Raw genomic sequence first — 18,400 nt, 5'->3', positions numbered from 1 at the left:
AGCCGTACTCAGCACGTCGCCGGCCGTACTCAGCACGACGCCGAGGCCCGCGTCGCCAGCAGCGGCCTGCTTCAGCAGGCTGTCGAGGTGCACGCGGTAGTCGGCTGCGGTCAGGGGAGCGGCCAGGCCGAGTGCCTCGTGCCGCGCCACGGCCGCCGCGATCAGGTCCGCGACCTCGTCCAGGATCGGGGAGTCGGCGGTCGTTGAGTCGGCGGCCGGGGAGTCGCCGGCGGCTCCGAGGCCGGGGGCCAGCATCAATGCCTTCGTCACGTTCCCATGATCCCACTGGGCACCACCGTGCGCGCGGAGACCTTGACCCACATCAGTACTCGTAGTACGCATGAGGTTTGTTCGAGAGCTGCATCTCAATCCGAGAACAGTAGTGGAAGGGACCTACCCACATGCGCCTGCCCCGCTTCTCCTCGCTCTCCACGCGCGGCGCCCGCACCGTCGCCGCGGTCACCTGTCTGGCCGCCGTGGCCGCCGCCGGGACCAGTTCGGCCGCCGCCGGGCACCGCCTCGCCGAGTCCGCGACGTACTCCGGCTCCGCCGTCGCGAAGCACCCGAACGCCGAGAACAGCAGCACCCTGACTCCGTTCACGATCGTCAGCCCGAACTTCGCCGACGGCGGCCGGCTGCCGACCTGGACCGAGTTCGGCGGCCCGTACGCGAGCGCGGCCGGCTGCGCGGGGAAGAACCTCAGCCCCGCCCTGGCCTGGTACAACGCGCCGTCCGGCACCAAGAGCTACGCGCTTTTCGTGCACGATGTGGACGCCCCGCAGTCCTGGGGCTGGACGCACTGGATCACCTACAACATCCCCGGCTCGGTGAGCTACCTGCCCAAGGGCGACGACACCGCGTACACCTCGGGCACGACCGACTGGCAGACCAACGGCATCCCGCAGGTCGGCTGGGGCGGCCCGTGCCCGCCCGCGGACGGCGAGACGCACCACTACGTCTTCAGCCTCTACGCGTTGTCGACCTCCGATATCTCGACATCAGGACTCGACTACACGGACCTGATGAACACCATCGCTCCGTACGTCCTCGGCGCCACGTCCATCGTCGGGACCTACAGCCTTTCTTAGCGAGGGATTCACTTCGCGTACAGGCAACTTGTCTGTACAGGTGTGCGGAGTGGAGCCATGATGCACGACGGCCCCCGTCCCGTTCGCCGCGATCCGGCGAACCGAAGGAAGGACTGTCGGTACCCATGGCTCCCCTCTCCCGCCGGGCATTGCTCGGCTCCGCCGCCGCGGTCGGCGTCGGCGGCGCGCTCGGCCTGCTGCCGGGCAACGTGCAGCGCGCGATGGCCGCCTCCTCGGCCGCGAGCACGCTCTCCGCGGTCAAGCACGTGGTCATCCTGATGCAGGAGAACCGCTCCTTCGACCACTACTACGGCACCCTCTCGGGCGTGCACGGCTACGCGGACACCAGCCTGCTGCGCTTCCCGAGCAGCTCCAACGTCTGGAACCAGTCCACCAAGGGCAAGTCCGGCGGCGGCAAGATCCTCGAACCCTGGCACCTGAACACGCAGACCACTGACTCGCAGCAGGTGGGCGACCTGGACCACTCCTGGTCCGGCACGCACGGCGCCTGGAACGGCGGCCTGTGGAACAACTGGATCCCGGAGAAGTCCGGGTTCACGATGGGCTACTACAACCGCACGGACATTCCGTTCCACTACGCGCTGGCCGACGCCTTCACCATCTGCGACCAGTACTTCTGCTCGGTGCAGGGCCCGACCAACCCGAACCGGCTGTATCAGTGGACGGGCATGATCGACCCGAACGGCACCGGCGGCGGCCCGGTCATCGACAACAGCGAGTCCGGCTACTCGTGGACCACGTACCCCGAGATGCTGCAGAACGCCGGCGTGAGCTGGCGCGTCTACCAGGAGCAGGACAACTACGACGACAACCCGCTGGCCTGGTTCTCGCAGTTCAAGAACGCCGCGACCTCCTCCCCGCTGTACACCAAGGGCATGGCCCGGGTCGGCAGCATCTCCTCGGCGATCGAGTCCGACATCGCCGCGGGCAGCTTCCCGACCGTCTCCTGGGTCGTCGCGCCCACCGCGCAGTGCGAGCACCCCGCCTACCGGCCGGCCGACGGCGCCAACTTCGTCAGCGGCGTGCTGAGCGCCATCGCGAGCAACCAGGCGACCTGGGACTCGACCGTCGTGTTCTACAACTTCGACGAGAACGACGGCTTCTTCGACCACGTCGTCCCGCCGACCGCGCCCTCGGGTACGGCGGACGAGTGGGTGGACAGCGCGCCGATCGGCATGGGCCCGCGGGTGCCGATGACCGTGATCTCGCCCTGGTCGGCCGGCGGCACGGTCTGCTCGCAGGTCTTCGACCACACCTCGCCGCTGCAGTTCGCCGAGCTGGTCGCCGGCGTGCAGTGCACGAACATCTCGGCGTGGCGGCGCACGGTCGCCGGGAACCTGACGGCCGCGCTGAACCTCTCCGCCACCGAGGTCGCCTTCCCGACCACGCTGCCGAACACGGCGACTCTGGTCACGGAGGCGAACAACGAGGAGTCGCTGCCCGCCCCCTCCGTTCCCTCCTCCGGCGTGCTGCCCGCGCAGGAGTCCGGCGACCGCGCCGTGGCGAGCAGCCTCGGCTACGTCTTCAACACGACTTCGTGGGTTGACACGTCGGCCTCAAGGTTCTGGTTCAAGACCGTCTCGGCCGGCGGCCTCGGCGGCGGGTTCGCCTCGTACGTGCAGAACACCCGCACGTTCGCCAGCTGGCAGTACACGCTGCCCGCGGGCGGCTCGATCTCGGACTACTTCTCCGCGGTCACCTACGGCGGCGGGCCCTACGACGTGGACGTGCACGGCCCGGACGGTTATCTGCGCGGCTTCACGGGCAACGTCAAGACCATCCTGAGCAGCACGGCCGCGCATCCGGAGGCGTACGTCGTGGACAATCTGGACGGCAGGACGCTGGCGCTGACGATGACGAACACGGGCTCTGTCTCGTGCACGTTCACCATCGGCGTCAACGTGGCCTACCTGGCCTCGGGCGGCAGCACGCAGACGGTGACCGTGGCTGCGGGAGGCACGGCCACCGCCACGCTGAACGCCACCTCGGCCGGGCGCTACGACTGCACGGTCACGGCGAATACCGGCGACAACTTCGGCCGCCGGTTCGCCGGACGTCTGTACGTTCAGTAACTCAATAGCTTGAGACCTTGGCCCGGTGTCCCCGCGGATACCGGGCTACGGTTGTGCCGCACCAGGTCCTCCTCGCTATACCGACGGGTATCGCGATGCCAGTTGAGCACCGCGGCGATCCAGTCGCGCAACTGCGCGGCACGTCCGTCCAGCGCGGCTCGGGCCTCCTCGTTCAGTTCGTAGTCGGCGTACGCGAGCGGCAACTCGATCGAGGCGGCACGCTCGAACTGGGCCAGGCGCTGCGCCATCACGTCCTCGACGATGCGCAGCGCGTCCTTGTATGAGCAGTCGAAGAAGGTCTCCACGACGAGAAGCAGGTTGTGTACCTCGCCCTCGTACTGGATCTCCTTCTGGTATGAAAATACGTCATTGATCATGAAGGCATAGTCGGCGGCACTGTTCTCCAGTGACGCGATCGCCTCATGCTGCACGAGCTCCGGCGGTACGACGGCGCCCTGCTTGATGCTCGCCAGGCAGGCGGTGAGCTCCGCGCCGAAGGTCTTGCGGCGCATCTCCAGGTAGTCGATCGGATCGGGGATCTTGTTCAGCGCTGTGTTGTCCAGCTCCCACAGCCAGCTTTCGATCATGGTGACGACGGCGTTGCGCAGGTAGCCGCGCGCGTCCTGCGTCATGCGCCCGGTCGTGCGGAGCCAAAGGTCGGCGAGGCCGCGTTCCAGGGCGTTCTGCGGTTGTGGCTGGACGGCGCCGTCCTGCGTCGGGAGGAGCATCTTGAGCCGCTCGTTCTGCACAAGCGCACCGAGCCGGTCGCGCTTGCTGGTGAAGACAGCGGGGTAGTAGTCGTCCGCGTAAGTCCCCCACGAGAGCCACGTCGTGCTGAGACACAGTTCCTCGGCCGTGCCCTCCGGGTCGATGCCCGCGGCGCAGAGCGCGAAGTCGTAGTCCGCGACCTTCTCGGCGGTCCACACGCCTTCCTCGAAGAATCCCATCCGCCCGGACCACTCCACCGCGTGCGTGCGGGCCGTCGCGAGGTGCTCGTTGAGCCGCAGCGGGAAGGGCAGGTCGAAGTCCGGGATCAGCGAAGGCCCGACATGCTGGAACGGGACGTGCGCGAAGGTCCGTGCCCGATCCAGCAGATGCTTGACATTGAACGCGGCGTTGCCGAGACCGGGCACGCCGAACACGCTCGCCGGCGGCAGGATCCACGGACTCTGCGATCGCGTCGTGCCGCCCTTGTTCATGTAGCGGCTCGACCGCATGTGCCACTCGTGGCCGCCCGACTGCCAGTCCTGCAGACCCTTGACATACGCGGCGATCTGCCCGCAGGACAACGGATCCAGGCCCGACTCCACGATCAGCTCGGGCACCTCGACCAGCGCCGTGTGCTCGAACTGCTGCAGTCGCGACGTCAGCAGATCATTGAGACGGTCGGCGGCCTCCTGCGGCGAGACGTCCAGGAACAGCTGGAACACCAGCACGCCGTTGTCCAGTTCGCCCTCCTGCTCCACCTCGCGCTGGTAGGAGAAGATGTCGTTGCGGAAGTGGATCGAGTCCGCGAAGGAGTCGCTGAGCACGCGCATCGCCCGGCTCCGCGAGACGGCCGCGGGCACCTCGGCGCTCACGGCGTGCTCCACCAGGCACGCGGACCAGGGCGCGCCGCCGACCCGCCGCCGCATCTCCACATACTCCACCGGATTGGCGATCCGCTTCGCCCGGATGTTGTCCAGCTCCCACATCGAGGCCATGATCAGGTGCCTGGTGGCCTCGGTGAACCGGCGTACCCAGTCCGCGCTGCGGAACGGCGCCGTCCGGCCCCACAGGTCGACGAGCCCCTCCTCGCAGGGATTGGTCGGTTCCAGGCCGTGGTCCGGCGCCATGAACGCGCACAGCCGGGTGAGATAGGCGTGCGCCGAGGCGCGGTCGCCGCCGGTCTTGAACCGGGCCAGGAAATGGTCGTCGAAGAAGAAAACCCACACGTACCACTCGGTGATCAGCGTGAGCATGTCGGGCGATGTATCAGGATGCGTGTAGCCGCACAAGAGCGCGTAGTCGTGTGCCGCGAGGTCTTTTTCCGTCCATACGTCCGAACCTTCGAGCATGCCGAAGTCGCGGGCCCAGCGCGTGGATTCCACCCGCGCGTGCTGGACGTACGGACTCAAACGTGCAGGGTAGGGAACGTAGAAATCGGGCAGTTCGAAGGGCTGCGCCATGAGAGGTCGCCTCCCCTCATCTGAGGACTGATATACCACGTCTGCTGACGTATTCACTCGATCGTGTCAAGGAAGGTGAAAAGTCTTTATCCACCAGGGAGTTCGCCCCTAGTGTCCGGCGCGTGAGTCGGCGCGGCCGTGAGCGCCGCCCGTCCTCGCGAGCATCGTCCGGATTCGTCGAACCAAAGGATTCTCCTGTGACGATCGATCCCTCCGTGACCGCCGACGCCGAGCAGGCCCGGCAGAGCCTGAGTACGGCGGCCGCGCGGAATCTCGCGACCACCACCAAGACGCCCCCGCAGATGCAGGGGATCTCCTCCCGCTGGCTGCTCAAGGTGCTGCCCTGGGTGCAGGTCAACGGCGGTTCCTACCGCGTCAACCGTCGGCTGTCCTTCGTCGTGGGGGACGGGAAGCTGACCTTCACGAACGTCGGCGACCGGATCAGCGTGGTGCCCCAGGAGCTGGGCGAGCTCCCGGCGCTGCGCGACTTCGACGACGTCGAGGTGCTCGGCGAGCTGGCCCGGCGCTGCGAGCAGCGCGAGTACGCCGCGGGCGAGGTGATCGCCCAGTCCGGCGCCGAGGCCGACTACGCCGTGCTGATCGCGCACGGCAAGGTGACCCGGCACACGAGCGGCAAGTACGGCAACGAGGTCCGGCTGAAGCTGCTCGGCGACGGCGACTACTTCGGCGACAACGCGCTGACCGAGCAGGAGCCGGGCGAGTGGCCGTTCACCGCGCGCGCCGAGACCCGGGTGATCGCGCTGCTGCTGCCGCGCACGGCGTTCGCGGCGGTCCTGGACAACTCGCCCGCGCTCGCCGAGCAGGTACAGGCCTATCTGGCGCAGGCCGAGTCCCCGCGCAACCGCTCCGGTGAGGCGGAGATCGAGATCTCCTCGGGCCACGAAGGCGAGCCGACGCTGCCGAGCACCTTCGTCGACTACGAACTCAGTCCTCGCGAATACGAGCTCTCCGTCGCGCAGACCGTGCTCCGGGTGCACACCCGGGTCGCGGACCTCTACAACCAGCCGATGAACCAGATGGAGCAGCAGCTCAAGCTGACCATCGAGGCGCTGCGCGAGCGGCAGGAGCACGAGCTGGTCAACAACAGCGAGTTCGGCCTGCTGGCGAACGCCGACCTGCGCCAGCGCGTGCAGACGCACAGCGGCCCGCCGACCCCGGACGACCTGGACGAGCTGATCTCGCGCCGGCGTGACACGCGGGTGCTGCTGGCCCACCCGAAGGCGATCGCCGCGTTCGCGAAGCAGTGCACGAAGGCCGGGATCTACCCGGACGGCACCGAGTACCTCGGCCACCGCGTCCCGGCCTGGCGCGACGTGCCGCTGCTGCCGTGCAACAAGATCCCGATCGGCAAGGACCACACCACCTCGATCATCGCGATGCGTACCGGCGAGGACAACCAGGGCGTCGTCGGCCTGCACCAGACCGGCATCCCGGACGAGTACCAGCCCTCGCTCTCGGTGCGCTTCATGGGCATCAACGAGCAGGCGATCATGTCGTATCTGGTCAGCGCGTACTACTCGGCGGCCGTGCTGGTCCCGGACGCGCTCGGCATCCTGGAGAACGTCGAGATCGTCACGAACGGGAACAGCTGACCTGACCGCGCAGCAACTCGACGAACGCTCCGGCGGCGGCCGGCATTCGGCGCGCCGCCGGAGTGATGAGTGAGACCTCGAACATCGGCTCCGGCCGCACCGGCCGCAACGTGAGCGGGCGCGCCCCGACGGTCATCGACTCGCCGAGGAACGCGCAGCCGAAGCCGGCCCGGACCAGTTCGGCGGCCGTGGGGATGTCGGTGACCTCGACGGCGATCTCGCGGTGCAGTCCGGCCTGCTCGAAGAGCCGGTCCACGCTCGCCCGGTTGCCCCAGCCGACCGGGAACTCGACGAACCGCTCGCCGTCGAGTTCGGTCAGCGGGACGTGCGTGCGACCGGACAGCGGGTGGCCCTCCGGGCAGGCCAGCAGCAGCGGCTCGGCGGCCAGCAGCCGGACGTCGACCCCGCTCGGATAGGGGCCGGGCAGGGCGGCGAAGGCCAGGTCGAGGCTGCCGTCGAGCACTCCGGCGACCAGTTCGGCCGAACCGCCGGCGGTCGTGTGCGGGACGATCCGCACCTGCGGTCGCTCCTCGTGGTAACGAGTCATCAGCGCCGCCAGATCGACGAGCGTCAGCGAATGCATGATGCCGACGTGCACCGTGCCGCGCACGCCGCCGTGCACGGCCGCGACCGCGTCCCGGGCGGCCTCCACCGCGGCCATCGCGTTGCGCGCCTCGGGGAGCAGTTCCCGGCCCGCATCCGTCAGCCGCACCTGGTGCGTGGTCCGCTCGAACAGCTGCCCGCCGAGTTCGCGTTCCAGCGCGCGGATCGACACCGACAGGGTCGACTGGACCAGGTGCAGCCGCTGCGCGGCCCGCGTGAAACCGCCCTCCTCGGCGACCGCGATGAAGTGCTCCAGCTGACGCAGTTCCACGGCTATGCACCTCGTTCATGATCGATATGCAATCTTTTCGTTGGACATCATAACCGCGCCGGGTGACGCTGGATGGGTGACAACGCTCAGAGATGAATTTCAGCCAATCGACGCGTCCGTCGCGCCCCGGCAGGATCCGGCGCGGCGGCGCCACCGCCACCACACCTTCGGCTTCTGGGTCGCCACGCTCGCGTTCCTGGTGAACATGGGCTTCTCGGCCGTGCCCACGCCGCTGTACGTGCTGTACCAGCAGCGCGACCACTTCTCCACGATCATGCTCACCGTCGTGTACGCGGTGTACGCCGTCGGCGTGATCGCCAGCCTGTTCCTCGCCGGCCACATCTCCGACTGGGTCGGGCGCAAGCGCGTGTTCGTGCCCGCACTGCTGGTCAACGCGCTGAGCGCGGTGATCTTCCTGGCGGAGCCGAGCTTGCCTGGGCTGCTCGTCGCCCGGGTCGTCTCCGGCGTGTCGGTGGGCCTGACGACGGCGACCGCCACGGTCTACCTCGGCGAACTGCACGCGCGGCGCCCCGCCGGGTCGACCGCTCCGCGCCGGGGCCAGATCGTGGCCACCGCGGCGAACCTCGGCGGCATCGGCGTCGGTCCGCTCGTCGCGGGCCTGCTCGCCCAGTTCGCGCCGCAGCCGCTCCGGCTGCCCTACATCGTGTTCCTCGTCGCGCTGGTCGTGCTGGCGGGCCTGGTCGCGCTCTCCCCGGAGACCGCCGTGGCGCCCGACCCGGCGCCGCGCTACCGCCCGCAGCGCATCGCCGTGCCAAGGAACGCGCGCGGCACGTTCTTCGCGGCAACGGCCACCGGCCTCGCCTCGTTCGCCGTGTACGGGATCTTCAACTCCCTGGCGCCCTCGTTCCTCGCCGTCACCCTGCACCAGAGCTCGCATGCGGTGGCCGGGGCCGTGGCGTTCGCCGCGTTCGCGTCCGGCGCCCTCATCCAGCTCGCGCTGATCCGGGCCGGACTCGACACCACACTGCGCAGCGCCCCGCTGATCCTCATCCCCGGTCTGGCCCTGCTCATCGCGGGGATGTGGGTGCCCAGCCTCGTGCTGTTCGTGATCGGTGGCGTCGTCGTGGGCGCGGGTGCCGCACTGGCGTTCCGCGGCGGACTGACCGCCGCGGCCGCCACCGCGCCGCCCGAGTCGCGCGCGGAGGTGCTCGCCGCCTTCTTCCTCGGCGCGTACGTCGGGCTGTCGGTGCCCGTCGTGATCCTCGGAGTCGCGACACAGTACGTCTCGGCGCGCTCGGCGATGGTCGTGTTCGCGGCGCTCGTCGCGGCCGCCATCGTGCTCTGCGTCAGGATCCTGCGCAGGCGCTGAGCTGAGCTGAGCGAGAGCCGGGAGATCGGGTATCAGGGCTAGTGGTTGCGGCGCCCGATGGCGTGCGCCATGTTCACCAGCGCGATGCCGCCCATGACGATCGCGGCTCCGGCGAGGCTGCCGTGCGTGGTGCCCTCGACGATGCCCATCAGCGGAATGGCGGCGATGACCGACATGCCGCCGATCACGCGGCCGTCGGAGGACTTCTCCTTCTGCTTGACGACCTGGAACGCGTGCGGCTGGCCGCCGCGGGCGGCGAGCTCGGCGTCCACGCGCGCGGCGACCTCGCGGTCGAGCCGGGCGGTCAGCGAGGGCGGGAGCTCGTCCTCGACGGACGGGCGGCCGCGGCGCGCGGCGAGGACGGTGGCGATCTCCTCGGGCGTCAGGTCGGGCACAGACGGCATGCCTCAAACACTACTGAGACCGCGAGCTCTGCGCAGTAGGGCCGGCCCCACCGCGATCCCGCTTCCCGGCAACGCGTAGATCGCGGAGATTCCAGCCCTGGCCACGCGGATCCACGTCGCGCGTCGACACGCGGAACAGCTCGGTCGCGCGCCGCATGGAGAGTCGTGCGCGGCCGGTGTAGGGGCAACGGTCGGATTGAGGGACGTGTGCCGCCGCGCGGCGCTCGGTCAGGAAGACCGGGCCGCTGGTGCGCCCGATCGTCAGCAGGGGTAGCAGCCTCGCGCTCTGTTCGCCCCACGTGATCCGGTCCGCCTGACGTGGACTGCTGACCTTGCTACGAACCTTGCGATGCGCGAGATCGAGGTCGGAGACGTTCAGCGCGAGCAGATGCTCTGCCGGCGCGCCGCTCTCGTAGACGAGCCGCCACAGCGTCTGCTCGCGTAGTGGCACTCGAAGGGCGAACACCTGCTCGGGATCGATCTCCGAAGGCTGTTCTACTCCCGGGTCCGAGCCGCGACGCAATTCCATGTGCCCCTTGAGCGCCTGTTCCGTCTGTGGCCCGATCCAGCCCTGTGCCGCCCACCAGTGCGCCGCGTTACGCAGGATCGACACCTCGCGCTCGTACGTGCGCCGATCGACGTCCATCAGTGCTCTGCGGCCGAGCGCCTCGCGTACGACGGTCGCGGCGGCGGCGCCGTCGAGACGAGCCAGGGTGACGACGGGGGAGTGGGCGCCGCGGCGGGCCGTGCCGATCGGCGGGGTGCGGCCGATGAGCAGCCAACCCCAGGTCGCGAGCGTGACCCGATAGACGCGCTGCGAGGCGGGGGAGATGCGCGCACTCGCCAGGTACCGATCCACGGCGACGGCGTACTCAACCGGCGCTACCATCGTCCCTCCCGCAGTAAATGAAATGAGCTGGCGCGGTAAACAGATATCCATTTGCTTTCAACGTCACCTTACCAGGCCGATTCCCCTTGTCTTAGCCCTTCGTTCAGCAGCACGATCATGAGTCATGGAGACTCAAGTTCAGTCGGGCTTCCGGCGCTACTTCCTCGGGTACGCCACCTCGCTGCTCGGCACGGCGATGGCCGGACCCGCGACTGTGTTCGCCTTCCTGGACACCGGTCGCGGCGCGGACGGACTCGGGTTTGTGCTGGCCGCCGGAATCCTGCCGATCCTGCTGTGCCTGCCGGTCGCCGGGGTCGTCGCGGACCGCTTCGGCTGTCGCCGGGTGATCCTCTTCGCGGACGGGATGCGCTGCCTCAACCGTGCGGCCTTCGCGTGTGCCCTGCTGCTCGTGCACCGGCCGCCGACCTGGATGTTCGTGTTCTTCATCTGCCTGCAGAACTCGGGCGACGGACTGTTTTCCCCGGCCTACAGCGCCCTGATTCCCCGGCTCGTCGGCGGTGACGCCCTCGTCTCGGCGAACGCGCAGATGAGCGTCGCCAGGTCGATGGCCTCGGTCATCGGGCCGTCGCTCTCCGGCGCGTTGGTCGCCGCGTTCGGGCCCGCACTCGTGCTCGGACTCGACTCGGCGAGCTACGCAGTGTCCTTCGTCGCGCTGCTCGGCATTCCGGTCTCCCTGCCGGCCGACACCTCCGCAAGCCGGGGCTTCCGCAGAGACCTGCGCGAGGGCTGGTCCGTATTTTCATCGCACCCTTGGTATTGGATGCAGACGCTTCAGTTCGCGCTCTTCAACTTCCTCGTCTGGGCACCGTTTCTCGTTCTCGGTCCGACGCTCTCCGCACAGCGCTACGGCGGCGCGCGGGCGTGGGGTGTCGCCTTGGGTTGCAACGGGCTCGGCGCGGTGATCGGCGGTAGCGTCCTGATACGCGGGCGGACGTTCCGGCGACCGCTGCTCGTCAGCATCATCGCCACCGCGGCGTACGCGCTGGCCCCGGGAGCGTTCGCGCTGAGATTGCCGATCGCCGCGATCGCCGTGCTGATGGTGCTTTGCGGCATCGGAACCTCGATCTCCGGGACGTTGGCGGCGTCCGTCGCCCAGCGCGTCATGCCGAAGGACGCGCTGGCCCGGGTGAGCGCGTACAACGTGCTCGGTGCGTACGCGATCGGTCCGATCGGCCTGGCGATCGCGGCCCCGATCGGCGGCGTCGTCGGCTATCCGACGGTCCTCGCTTTCGGCGCGACGTACCAGCTCGCCTCGGTCGCGCTGCTGCTCGCGATCCCCGCAGCCCGCCGCGTCGAGACGACTACTCGGACCGAGGTGCCGTCTTCCGCGTCATCGTCCGGACCTGGACCGACACCAGCCACAGCAGAAGCGTCACCAGGAAGCTGATCATCGAATACTGATCCGTGACGACGAACAGCTGGACGATCGTGCCGAACGTGATGAACAGTACCGCCGCCGTGAGCAGCGCCAGGCACAGCAGCACGCGGCGGTCCGTGCGCAGGAACCGCCACGCGTACGAGCCGACCGCACGCCGCGCCGACCACGCCGTGTAGACCGGGCCCGCGACCAGGATCGCGACGAGCACCGAGCCGAGCACTCGCTGGGCGAAGCCGCCGAGCGCGGGGGCGAACGCGTCCACCGCGTCGACCGCGAGCACGCTGAGCCAGGTCAGCCGCCAGACCCGGCTGAGCAGGATCGAATCGATGTTGCGGCGCGCCAGATCCTGGTGCGGATCGGAACTCAGTGCCCTGCGGAAGCCGCGCAGCGCCCGGCCCCAGCGGCGCGCCGAGCGGTCCAGCACGGCGAGATTGTTCAGCGCCATCGCGTGCTGCGGATTGAGTTCCAGCACCTTGAGATACGCGGCGCGCGCGTCCTCTTGGCGACCCACGGCCTGGTAGGCGAGTGCGCAGGCGAAGTGGGTGTCCGGGCTGTCCGGGCCGAGCTCGCGGGAGCGTTCGGCCGGGGCGAGGGCGCCCTTCGGGTCGAAGTGGCAGACGCAGCGGGCCAGCAGCATGTGCCCGCGCCACTCGTTCGGCGCGAGCTTCGTCGCCTCCAGCGCGATGTTCGCCGCGAGCCGGAACTCGGCGCGCTTGTAGTGCATGTGCGACAGGACTCTGCGACCATGCTCCGACTCCGGCTCCGCGGCCACCGCCGCCCGCGCCGTGCTCACCGCCTCGTCCTGCCGGCCGACCGCCGACAGGCACAGCGCGGCGAGCCGCAGCCCCTCCGCGTTGTCCGGCCGCCCGGCCAGGATCTGCCCGACCGCGTCCAGTGCCTCCGCGGGCCGTCCGAGGTCGTACAGCTGCTGCGCGCGGTCGAACTCGACGCGCGACCTCGTCGTGTCCGTCACAGCATCCTGCGCTTCTTCAGATAGCTGGCGAGGTCGTCGTAGATCCCTGACTCGTTGGCGAACATGGCGACGTTGCGGGCGCTCTCCAGCCAGGCGCCGACGGACGGACGCACCTCGTCGACGGCCGCCTCCAGGTCGCCCATGCCGATCAGCCGCACCTGGCCGCTGCGGGCGGAGTCCATCAGCGCCAGCTCCGCGGCGGTCTCGCACACATGCGCCAGGTCGGCGCCCGAATAGCCCTCGGTCCGCTTCGCCAGCACGCCCAGCTTCACGCCGCTGACCGGCCGGTCCTTCAGGTGGTGGCGCAGGATCGCCTCGCGGGCAGGCTGGTCCGGCGGCAGCACCAGCAGCGTGCGGTCCAGCCGTCCCGGCCGGCGCAGCGCCACGTCCACGTCCCACGGCGCGTTCGTCGCGGCCAGCACGAACACGCCCTCGTTGGCCGCGTCCACCCCGTCGAGCTCGGTCAGGAACTGGTTGACGACGCCGCGCGCCGCGTTGTTGCGCAACTGGCTGCGCTTCTGGCCGATGGCGTCGATCTCGTCGAAGAACAGCACGCACGGGGAGTTGCGGCGCGCGGTGGCGAAGATCTCGCTGAGGTTGCGCTCGCTGTTGCCGATGTACATGTCGAGGATGTCCGCGAGCGTCACCGAGATGAAGCTGGCGCCGAGCTCGCCCGCGACGGCCCGCGCGATGAACGTCTTCCCGCAGCCGGGCGGGCCGTAGAGCAGCAGGCCGCCCTTGAGCGACTTGTGGTACATGCGGCTGAGCTCCGGATTGCGCATCGGCGCCAGGAACGCGACCTCGAGCCGCTGCTTGACCTGCTCCATCCCGCCGACGTCGGCCAGGCTGATGGCCGAGGACTCGAGGTCGTAGGCGGGCTCGGTCAGCCGCTCCCCGTCGTCGCCGACGAACAGCGGCTGCGCGATCTCGCCGAGGTCGCGGGCGGCGGCCTCCCAGTCGAACGCGTCGTCCATGTCGCCGGGCACGCGGGTCTGGCCCGGAATGGCGTCGGCGAGCGAGCCGCCGTCCCCGTCGGCCGGGGCCGGGGGAGCGGACGGCGACTGCGGCGCGGACGGGGTCGCGGGGGCGGGCGTGGGCGGCGTGGCGGCCTCGGGCTGCGCGGCCTCGGCGGCCGGCTGCGTCGTCGAAGGCTGCGATGAAGACTGCGATGGCGACGGCTGGGAAGGCGACGGCTCCGATGGCGACGACGTCGGCGCGGCCGGGCTGCCGAGGGCCCGGCGCATCAGGTCCAGCGCGCGGGTCTCGGTGGGCGCCTGGCCGAGTACCACGCCGAGGTGCTGCACCGCCTCGTCCGTGGCGCGGCCGATCAACAGCTCCGCCAGATGCAGCCGCAGCGGCACGTCCGCGGGCGTCGCCTCCACCGCCCGGCGCAGGCTGGCTATCAGCGGATCATCAGCCACCGGATACTCCTGTCGGTTCTTGTCGCCGCGGCCGCGCGGCTGCCTCAGGCTATCCCCGCCGTGATCGCGAGCGGAAGGGTGCCCCGGGACGTTGTGGGACATAGTTACAGACTTAGGACCAACCCTGACCCTGCTGCGGCGGATAAGGGGGCTGCGGCGGTTGCGGTGGGTAAGGCCGTTGGTACGGCGGGTACTGCTGCGGCTGTCCGGGATAGGGCTGCTGTCCCTGTCCGGGGTAGGGCTGCGGCTGTCCCGGGTACGGCTGCTGCCCCTGTCCGGGATAGGGCTGCGGCTGCGGCGGATAAGGCTGCTGTCCCTGCCCCGGGTACTGCGGCTGCTGCGCGGACGAGTTCACCGCCGCGACGAACGCCGTCGCCTCCTCCCGCCACATCTTGTGGATCTTCAGTCGCACCTGGTACATCTGCCCCTGCGCGTCCTGCATCCGCGCCATGACCCAGAAGTGCGCGATGCCGTTGTCCGGCGGGGCGAACTGGATCATGCCGCGCGGAACCCTCCCGAGGGTCTGCGTCGGGTTGTTGCTCATCCGCTTCGCGCCCACGAAAAGGACGTAGTTGCCGGTCAGCAGGAGGTACAGCGGGTTCCCGACCGGGTTCAGGAACGGCGTGTCCCCGTATTCGGCCTCGAACAGCCCCTGCAACTGCTCGCCGGGCGGCGCGAACTCGGCGGCCCGCTTGCCGAACTCCTTCTGAATGGCGGATTTGCTCACCAGCATGCCGTCCACGGTACCGGTGCCGCGCGTGCCGGGCCAGCAGGCAAACCTCTGATCCCGGCACCGCCGCTGAAGTTCCCGTTTAACCGATTCGTGATGAATTCGTGGTCGGCGCGTGTCCGTTCTCTGAGCTTGCGCCCAGTTTCGCGTGAGCTCCCTCACAGCAACGCGTTATATCGTCTTTCTGTCAGCCGGATGTCAGCGTCGCGTCAGCCGAGGCTCATACGGTACTCATGGCCGCAGCGCGGCGGCCGTCGACCGCCAACCCGTCGACCGTAGATCCTAGGGGGATCCATGGCCTCACTCGCACGATGGTGCTTCCGGAACAGAGGCAAAGTCCTCGCCATCTGGGTCATCCTGCTGCTCGGCATCGGCATCGGTGCCAACCGCTGGGGGGACTCGTACAACACGTCCTTCTCCATGCCCGGTACCGACTCGACCAAGGCCCTGTCCCTGCTGCAGAGCATGGACGCCAAGGCCGCGGGCGACAGCGACCAGGTCGTGCTGCACTCGCTCGGCGGCGCCAAGCTGACCGACCCGGACATCCAGCAGTCCGTGGAGACGATGCTCGGCAAGGTGGGCAAGATCCACGGCATCGTCAGCGCCTCCGACCCGTACACCGAGGTCGGCGGCAAGCCCAGCGGCACGATCAGCAGCGACGGGACCATCGGCTACTCGACGGTCCGCTTCCAGGGCAACCAGACCACGATCAACCTCGACGACGTCAAATCCCTGGTGAGCACGGCGCAGGCCGCGGCGAACTCCAAGCTCGAGGTCGAGCTCGGCGGCGTGGACATCGAGGGCACCCAGCAGTCCGGCACAGGCAGCTCCGAGGGACTCGGCTACATCGCCGCGATGATCGTGCTGCTGCTCGCGTTCGGCTCGCTGGTCGGCGCGTTACTCCCGATCATCATCGCGATCTTCGGCATCGGCATCGGCACGTCGCTGATCATCATCGCCTCCCACGGCCTGACGATCCCCGCGCTCGCACCGATCCTCGCCGCGCTGATCGGCATCGGTGTCGGCATCGACTACGCGCTGTTCATCGTGACGCGGTTCAGCAAGGGGGTCCGGTCCGGCCTGAGCCACGAGGACGCGGTCGCGCGGGCGCTGGACACCTCGGGCCGCGCGGTCGTCTTCGCCGGCACCACGGTCTGCATCGCGCTGCTCGGCATGCTGACCACGCGGATGAGCTTCCTGTCCGGCTCCGGCATCGGCGCGGCGATCGCCGTGGCCACGGTCGTGCTCGCCGCGATCACGCTGCTGCCCGCGCTGCTCGGCTTCAAGCCCATCGGCAGGCGCATCCTGTCCCGCGGCGGCCGCAAGAAGCTGCGCGACTCCGGACCGATCACCGGCGAGCCGACGGGTGTGTGGGCGCGCTGGGCCAAGATCGTGGAGAAGCGGCCGAAGATCCTCGCGCTGCTGGCCGTGGTCATCATGGGCGTGCTGCTGATCCCCACCCTCTCCGTGCGCCTCGGCTCCTCGGACCAGGGCAACGACCCGAGCAGCACGACCACGCGCAAGGCCTACGACCTGCTGGGCCAGGGCTTCGGTCCCGGCTTCAACGGCCCGCTCCAGGTCGTCGCCCAGCTCGGCTCGTCGAGCGACGACGCGGCCGTCAACCAGCTGGCCGCGCAGATCCGCACCCAGCCGGACGTCGTCTCGGTGATCCCGGCGCCGGTGACCCCCGCGTCGAGGATCGTCATGATCACGGTCGTGCCGGGCAGCTCGCCCGAGTCGGTGCAGACCACGGACCTCGTCAACAACCTGCGTGACAACGTGGTGCCGAAGGCGGAGCAGGGCACGACGATGCACGCCTACGTCGGCGGCACGACGGCGATCTACGAGGACTTCGCGAGCGTGATGAAGTCCAAGCTCCCGCTGTTCATCGCGGTCGTGGTCGCGCTCGGCTTCCTGCTGCTGATGCTCGCGTTCCGCTCGCTGCTGGTGCCCTTGGCCGCGGCGGTGATGAACCTCCTGGCGGCCGGCGCGTCCTTCGGCGTGATCGTCTGGATCTTCCAGTACGGCCACGGCTCGGACTCGCTCGGGCTCGGCGCGGCAGGACCGGTGGAAGCCTGGCTTCCGGTGATGATGCTCTCGATCCTGTTCGGTCTGTCCATGGACTACCAGGTGTTCCTGGTCTCCCGGATGCACGAGGAGTGGGTGCACACCAGGGACAACCGGCGCGCGGTGCGGGTCGGCCAGGCCGAGACCGGCCGGGTGATCTCGGCCGCGGCCACGATCATGATCTGCGTGTTCCTGTCCTTCCTGCTGCTGGGCCAGCGTCCGGTCGCCGAGTTCGGCATCGGCCTGGCGGCGGCGGTCGCGCTGGACGCCTTCGTGCTCCGGATGCTGCTGGTGCCGTCGATCATGCAGACGCTCGGCAAGGCCAACTGGTGGCTGCCGGGCTGGCTGGACCGGATCCTGCCGCACCTGTCGGTCGAGGGCGACGCCAATCCGCCGGTCGGCAACGACCACCTGGACCCGGACCTGTTCATGACCCGGGCGGAGCGCAAGGCGGCGAAGGCGGGCGGCACCGCCGTGCTGCCTGAGCAGAAGTCCGGCTCGGGGAGCGCGGCCGGCGGGTCCGGCCGCTCCGAGGAGGACGAGTCGGACTCGGTCTCCAGCGGCCACCGCTGATGCCGTAGCCGTAGCCGTAGCCGTAACCGACTGCGGACGGCGGAAGCGGACAGCACCGCAGCGCACCGCACCGAAAGCACGTCGCCCGGGCCGATCGAAAGGGGATCGGCCCGGGCGACGTCGCGTTTTCCGGACGCGTTCGCCTTGCGGCATCACATTCTGATGTCACGGTCTGATGTCACATTCCGACATCGCTCTCTGCACCGCCGACGTTGCGTTGTAACAGGCTCGCGGCAAACCCCGATCGCAGGCCTTTTCTCATGGATCTCCAATGATCGCCTCACCAAGCCCGGAAATCTTGGCTCTGGTTCCACCCAGGACAGATGACGAGTCGACACGGACCCGAGAGGGATCGAGGGGAAAACGGATGGCACGGACGGGTACACGCTCCGGCACACGAAAGCTCGCGCTGCGCTTCGGCGCGATCGCGCTGGCGGGCACCGCGGGCCTAGGCCTGCTGGCGGCGTGCTCAGGCTCGTCGAGCAGCGGTAGCGGCTCCAGCACCAGTACGCAGTGCGCCGCTCGCGGCCAGGGCGGCGCCGGCCTGCCGAGCGGCGTCCGGCCGTCCGGCGGGAGGTTCACGGGCACCGCCCGCCCGACCGGGTTCCCCAGTGGAGCGCGTGGCAGCAGGCCGAGCGGCGGATTCGGCGGCTGTGGCGGATTCGGCGGCTACGGCGGCGGAGGTGCCGCACCCACGGCCACCGCCACCGGCTGACGGCCGGTCGAGACGTGGCGTCGTCCGTCGCGCCGGATTTCTTCATCTCCGGCGCGACGGACG

Annotated in this window: 15 protein-coding genes; 7 read left to right on the top strand and 8 right to left on the bottom strand. The window is 69.4% G+C overall.

Annotated features, from left to right (window positions below; translation table 11 throughout):
* Nucleotides 1–270 (bottom strand): hypothetical protein (locus VG296_RS27275; RefSeq protein ID WP_325570640.1); only part of this gene is annotated, 270 nt, incomplete at its 3' end.
* Nucleotides 271–401: 131 nt separating this feature from the next.
* Here VG296_RS27275 and VG296_RS27270 point away from each other — a divergent pair.
* Together VG296_RS27270 and VG296_RS27265 are read left to right on the top strand one after the other, a co-directional pair.
* A complete protein-coding gene (locus VG296_RS27270) occupies nucleotides 402–1,088 on the top strand; it encodes a YbhB/YbcL family Raf kinase inhibitor-like protein (RefSeq protein ID WP_325570638.1) in 687 nt (228 codons plus the stop codon).
* A 125-nt stretch (nucleotides 1,089–1,213) separates the two neighbouring features.
* On the top strand, nucleotides 1,214–3,181 hold the full coding sequence (locus tag VG296_RS27265; RefSeq protein WP_325570634.1) for a phosphocholine-specific phospholipase C: 1,968 nt from the start codon (nucleotides 1,214–1,216) through the stop codon (nucleotides 3,179–3,181).
* Here the strand turns inward: VG296_RS27265 and VG296_RS27260 are convergent.
* Nucleotides 3,175–5,298, bottom strand: coding sequence for a terpene synthase family protein (locus tag VG296_RS27260; RefSeq protein WP_325570632.1), 2,124 nt, complete (start codon nucleotides 5,296–5,298; stop codon nucleotides 3,175–3,177). The two genes, VG296_RS27265 and VG296_RS27260, sit on opposite strands and share 7 nt — an antisense overlap.
* Before the next feature lie 248 nt (nucleotides 5,299–5,546).
* Between VG296_RS27260 and VG296_RS27255 the strand changes: the two genes are divergently transcribed.
* Nucleotides 5,547–6,962 (top strand): family 2B encapsulin nanocompartment shell protein, encoded by a 1,416-nt coding sequence (locus VG296_RS27255; RefSeq protein WP_325570630.1) that lies wholly within the window; start codon nucleotides 5,547–5,549, stop codon nucleotides 6,960–6,962.
* Here VG296_RS27255 and VG296_RS27250 read toward each other — a convergent pair.
* On the bottom strand, nucleotides 6,943–7,836 hold the full coding sequence (locus VG296_RS27250) for a LysR family transcriptional regulator (RefSeq protein WP_325570628.1): 894 nt from the start codon (nucleotides 7,834–7,836) through the stop codon (nucleotides 6,943–6,945). The genes VG296_RS27255 and VG296_RS27250 overlap by 20 nt on opposite strands.
* A gap of 76 nt (nucleotides 7,837–7,912) precedes the next feature.
* Here VG296_RS27250 and VG296_RS27245 point away from each other — a divergent pair, with 76 nt between their 5' ends.
* Nucleotides 7,913–9,166, top strand: coding sequence for an MFS transporter (locus VG296_RS27245; protein ID WP_325570626.1), 1,254 nt, complete (start codon nucleotides 7,913–7,915; stop codon nucleotides 9,164–9,166).
* Between the two features lie 38 nt (nucleotides 9,167–9,204).
* On the opposite strand, the gene VG296_RS27240 is transcribed toward VG296_RS27245, so the two are convergent.
* Nucleotides 9,205–9,570 (bottom strand): hypothetical protein, encoded by a 366-nt coding sequence (locus tag VG296_RS27240; RefSeq protein ID WP_325570624.1) that lies wholly within the window; start codon nucleotides 9,568–9,570, stop codon nucleotides 9,205–9,207.
* Nucleotides 9,571–9,580: 10 nt separating this feature from the next.
* The gene (locus tag VG296_RS27235) at nucleotides 9,581–10,459 is read right to left on the bottom strand and encodes a hypothetical protein (RefSeq protein WP_325570623.1); all 879 of its coding nucleotides are present in this window, start codon (nucleotides 10,457–10,459) and stop codon (nucleotides 9,581–9,583) included.
* Nucleotides 10,460–10,583: 124 nt separating this feature from the next.
* Between VG296_RS27235 and VG296_RS27230 the strand changes: the two genes are divergently transcribed.
* Nucleotides 10,584–11,867 carry an MFS transporter gene (locus VG296_RS27230; RefSeq protein ID WP_325570621.1) on the top strand — a complete coding sequence of 428 codons (1,284 nt, stop codon included), beginning with the start codon at nucleotides 10,584–10,586 and terminating at the stop codon, nucleotides 11,865–11,867.
* Here the strand turns inward: VG296_RS27230 and VG296_RS27225 are convergent.
* The 3 genes from VG296_RS27225 to VG296_RS27215 all read right to left on the bottom strand — a co-directional run bounded on the left by VG296_RS27225 (nucleotide 11,782) and on the right by VG296_RS27215 (nucleotide 14,985).
* On the bottom strand, nucleotides 11,782–12,831 hold the full coding sequence (locus VG296_RS27225; RefSeq protein ID WP_325570619.1) for a tetratricopeptide repeat protein: 1,050 nt from the start codon (nucleotides 12,829–12,831) through the stop codon (nucleotides 11,782–11,784). The genes VG296_RS27230 and VG296_RS27225 overlap by 86 nt on opposite strands.
* Complete coding sequence (locus tag VG296_RS27220; protein WP_325570617.1) at nucleotides 12,828–14,252, bottom strand: ATP-binding protein; 1,425 nt, start codon at nucleotides 14,250–14,252, stop codon at nucleotides 12,828–12,830. Before VG296_RS27220 ends, VG296_RS27225 begins: the two co-directional genes overlap by 4 nt.
* A gap of 112 nt (nucleotides 14,253–14,364) precedes the next feature.
* A complete protein-coding gene (locus VG296_RS27215) occupies nucleotides 14,365–14,985 on the bottom strand; it encodes a hypothetical protein (RefSeq protein WP_325570615.1) in 621 nt (206 codons plus the stop codon).
* 291 nt (nucleotides 14,986–15,276) lie between these two features.
* Here VG296_RS27215 and VG296_RS27210 point away from each other — a divergent pair, with 291 nt between their 5' ends.
* Together VG296_RS27210 and VG296_RS27205 are read left to right on the top strand one after the other, a co-directional pair.
* Nucleotides 15,277–17,622, top strand: a complete 2,346-nt coding sequence (locus tag VG296_RS27210) for an MMPL family transporter (protein ID WP_325570613.1) — start codon at nucleotides 15,277–15,279, stop codon at nucleotides 17,620–17,622.
* A gap of 367 nt (nucleotides 17,623–17,989) precedes the next feature.
* Nucleotides 17,990–18,337: a hypothetical protein gene (locus VG296_RS27205; RefSeq protein WP_325570611.1), complete on the top strand. Its 348-nt coding sequence runs from the start codon at nucleotides 17,990–17,992 to the stop codon at nucleotides 18,335–18,337.
* The last annotated feature ends 63 nt before the right edge of the window (nucleotides 18,338–18,400 follow it).

Source organism: Actinospica sp., from assembly GCF_035552695.1.
Taxonomy (GTDB): Bacteria; Actinomycetota; Actinomycetes; order Streptomycetales; family Catenulisporaceae; genus Actinospica.
The sequence above is the reverse complement of the archived record's forward strand: the minus strand, read 5'-3'. Positions and strand labels throughout refer to the sequence as shown.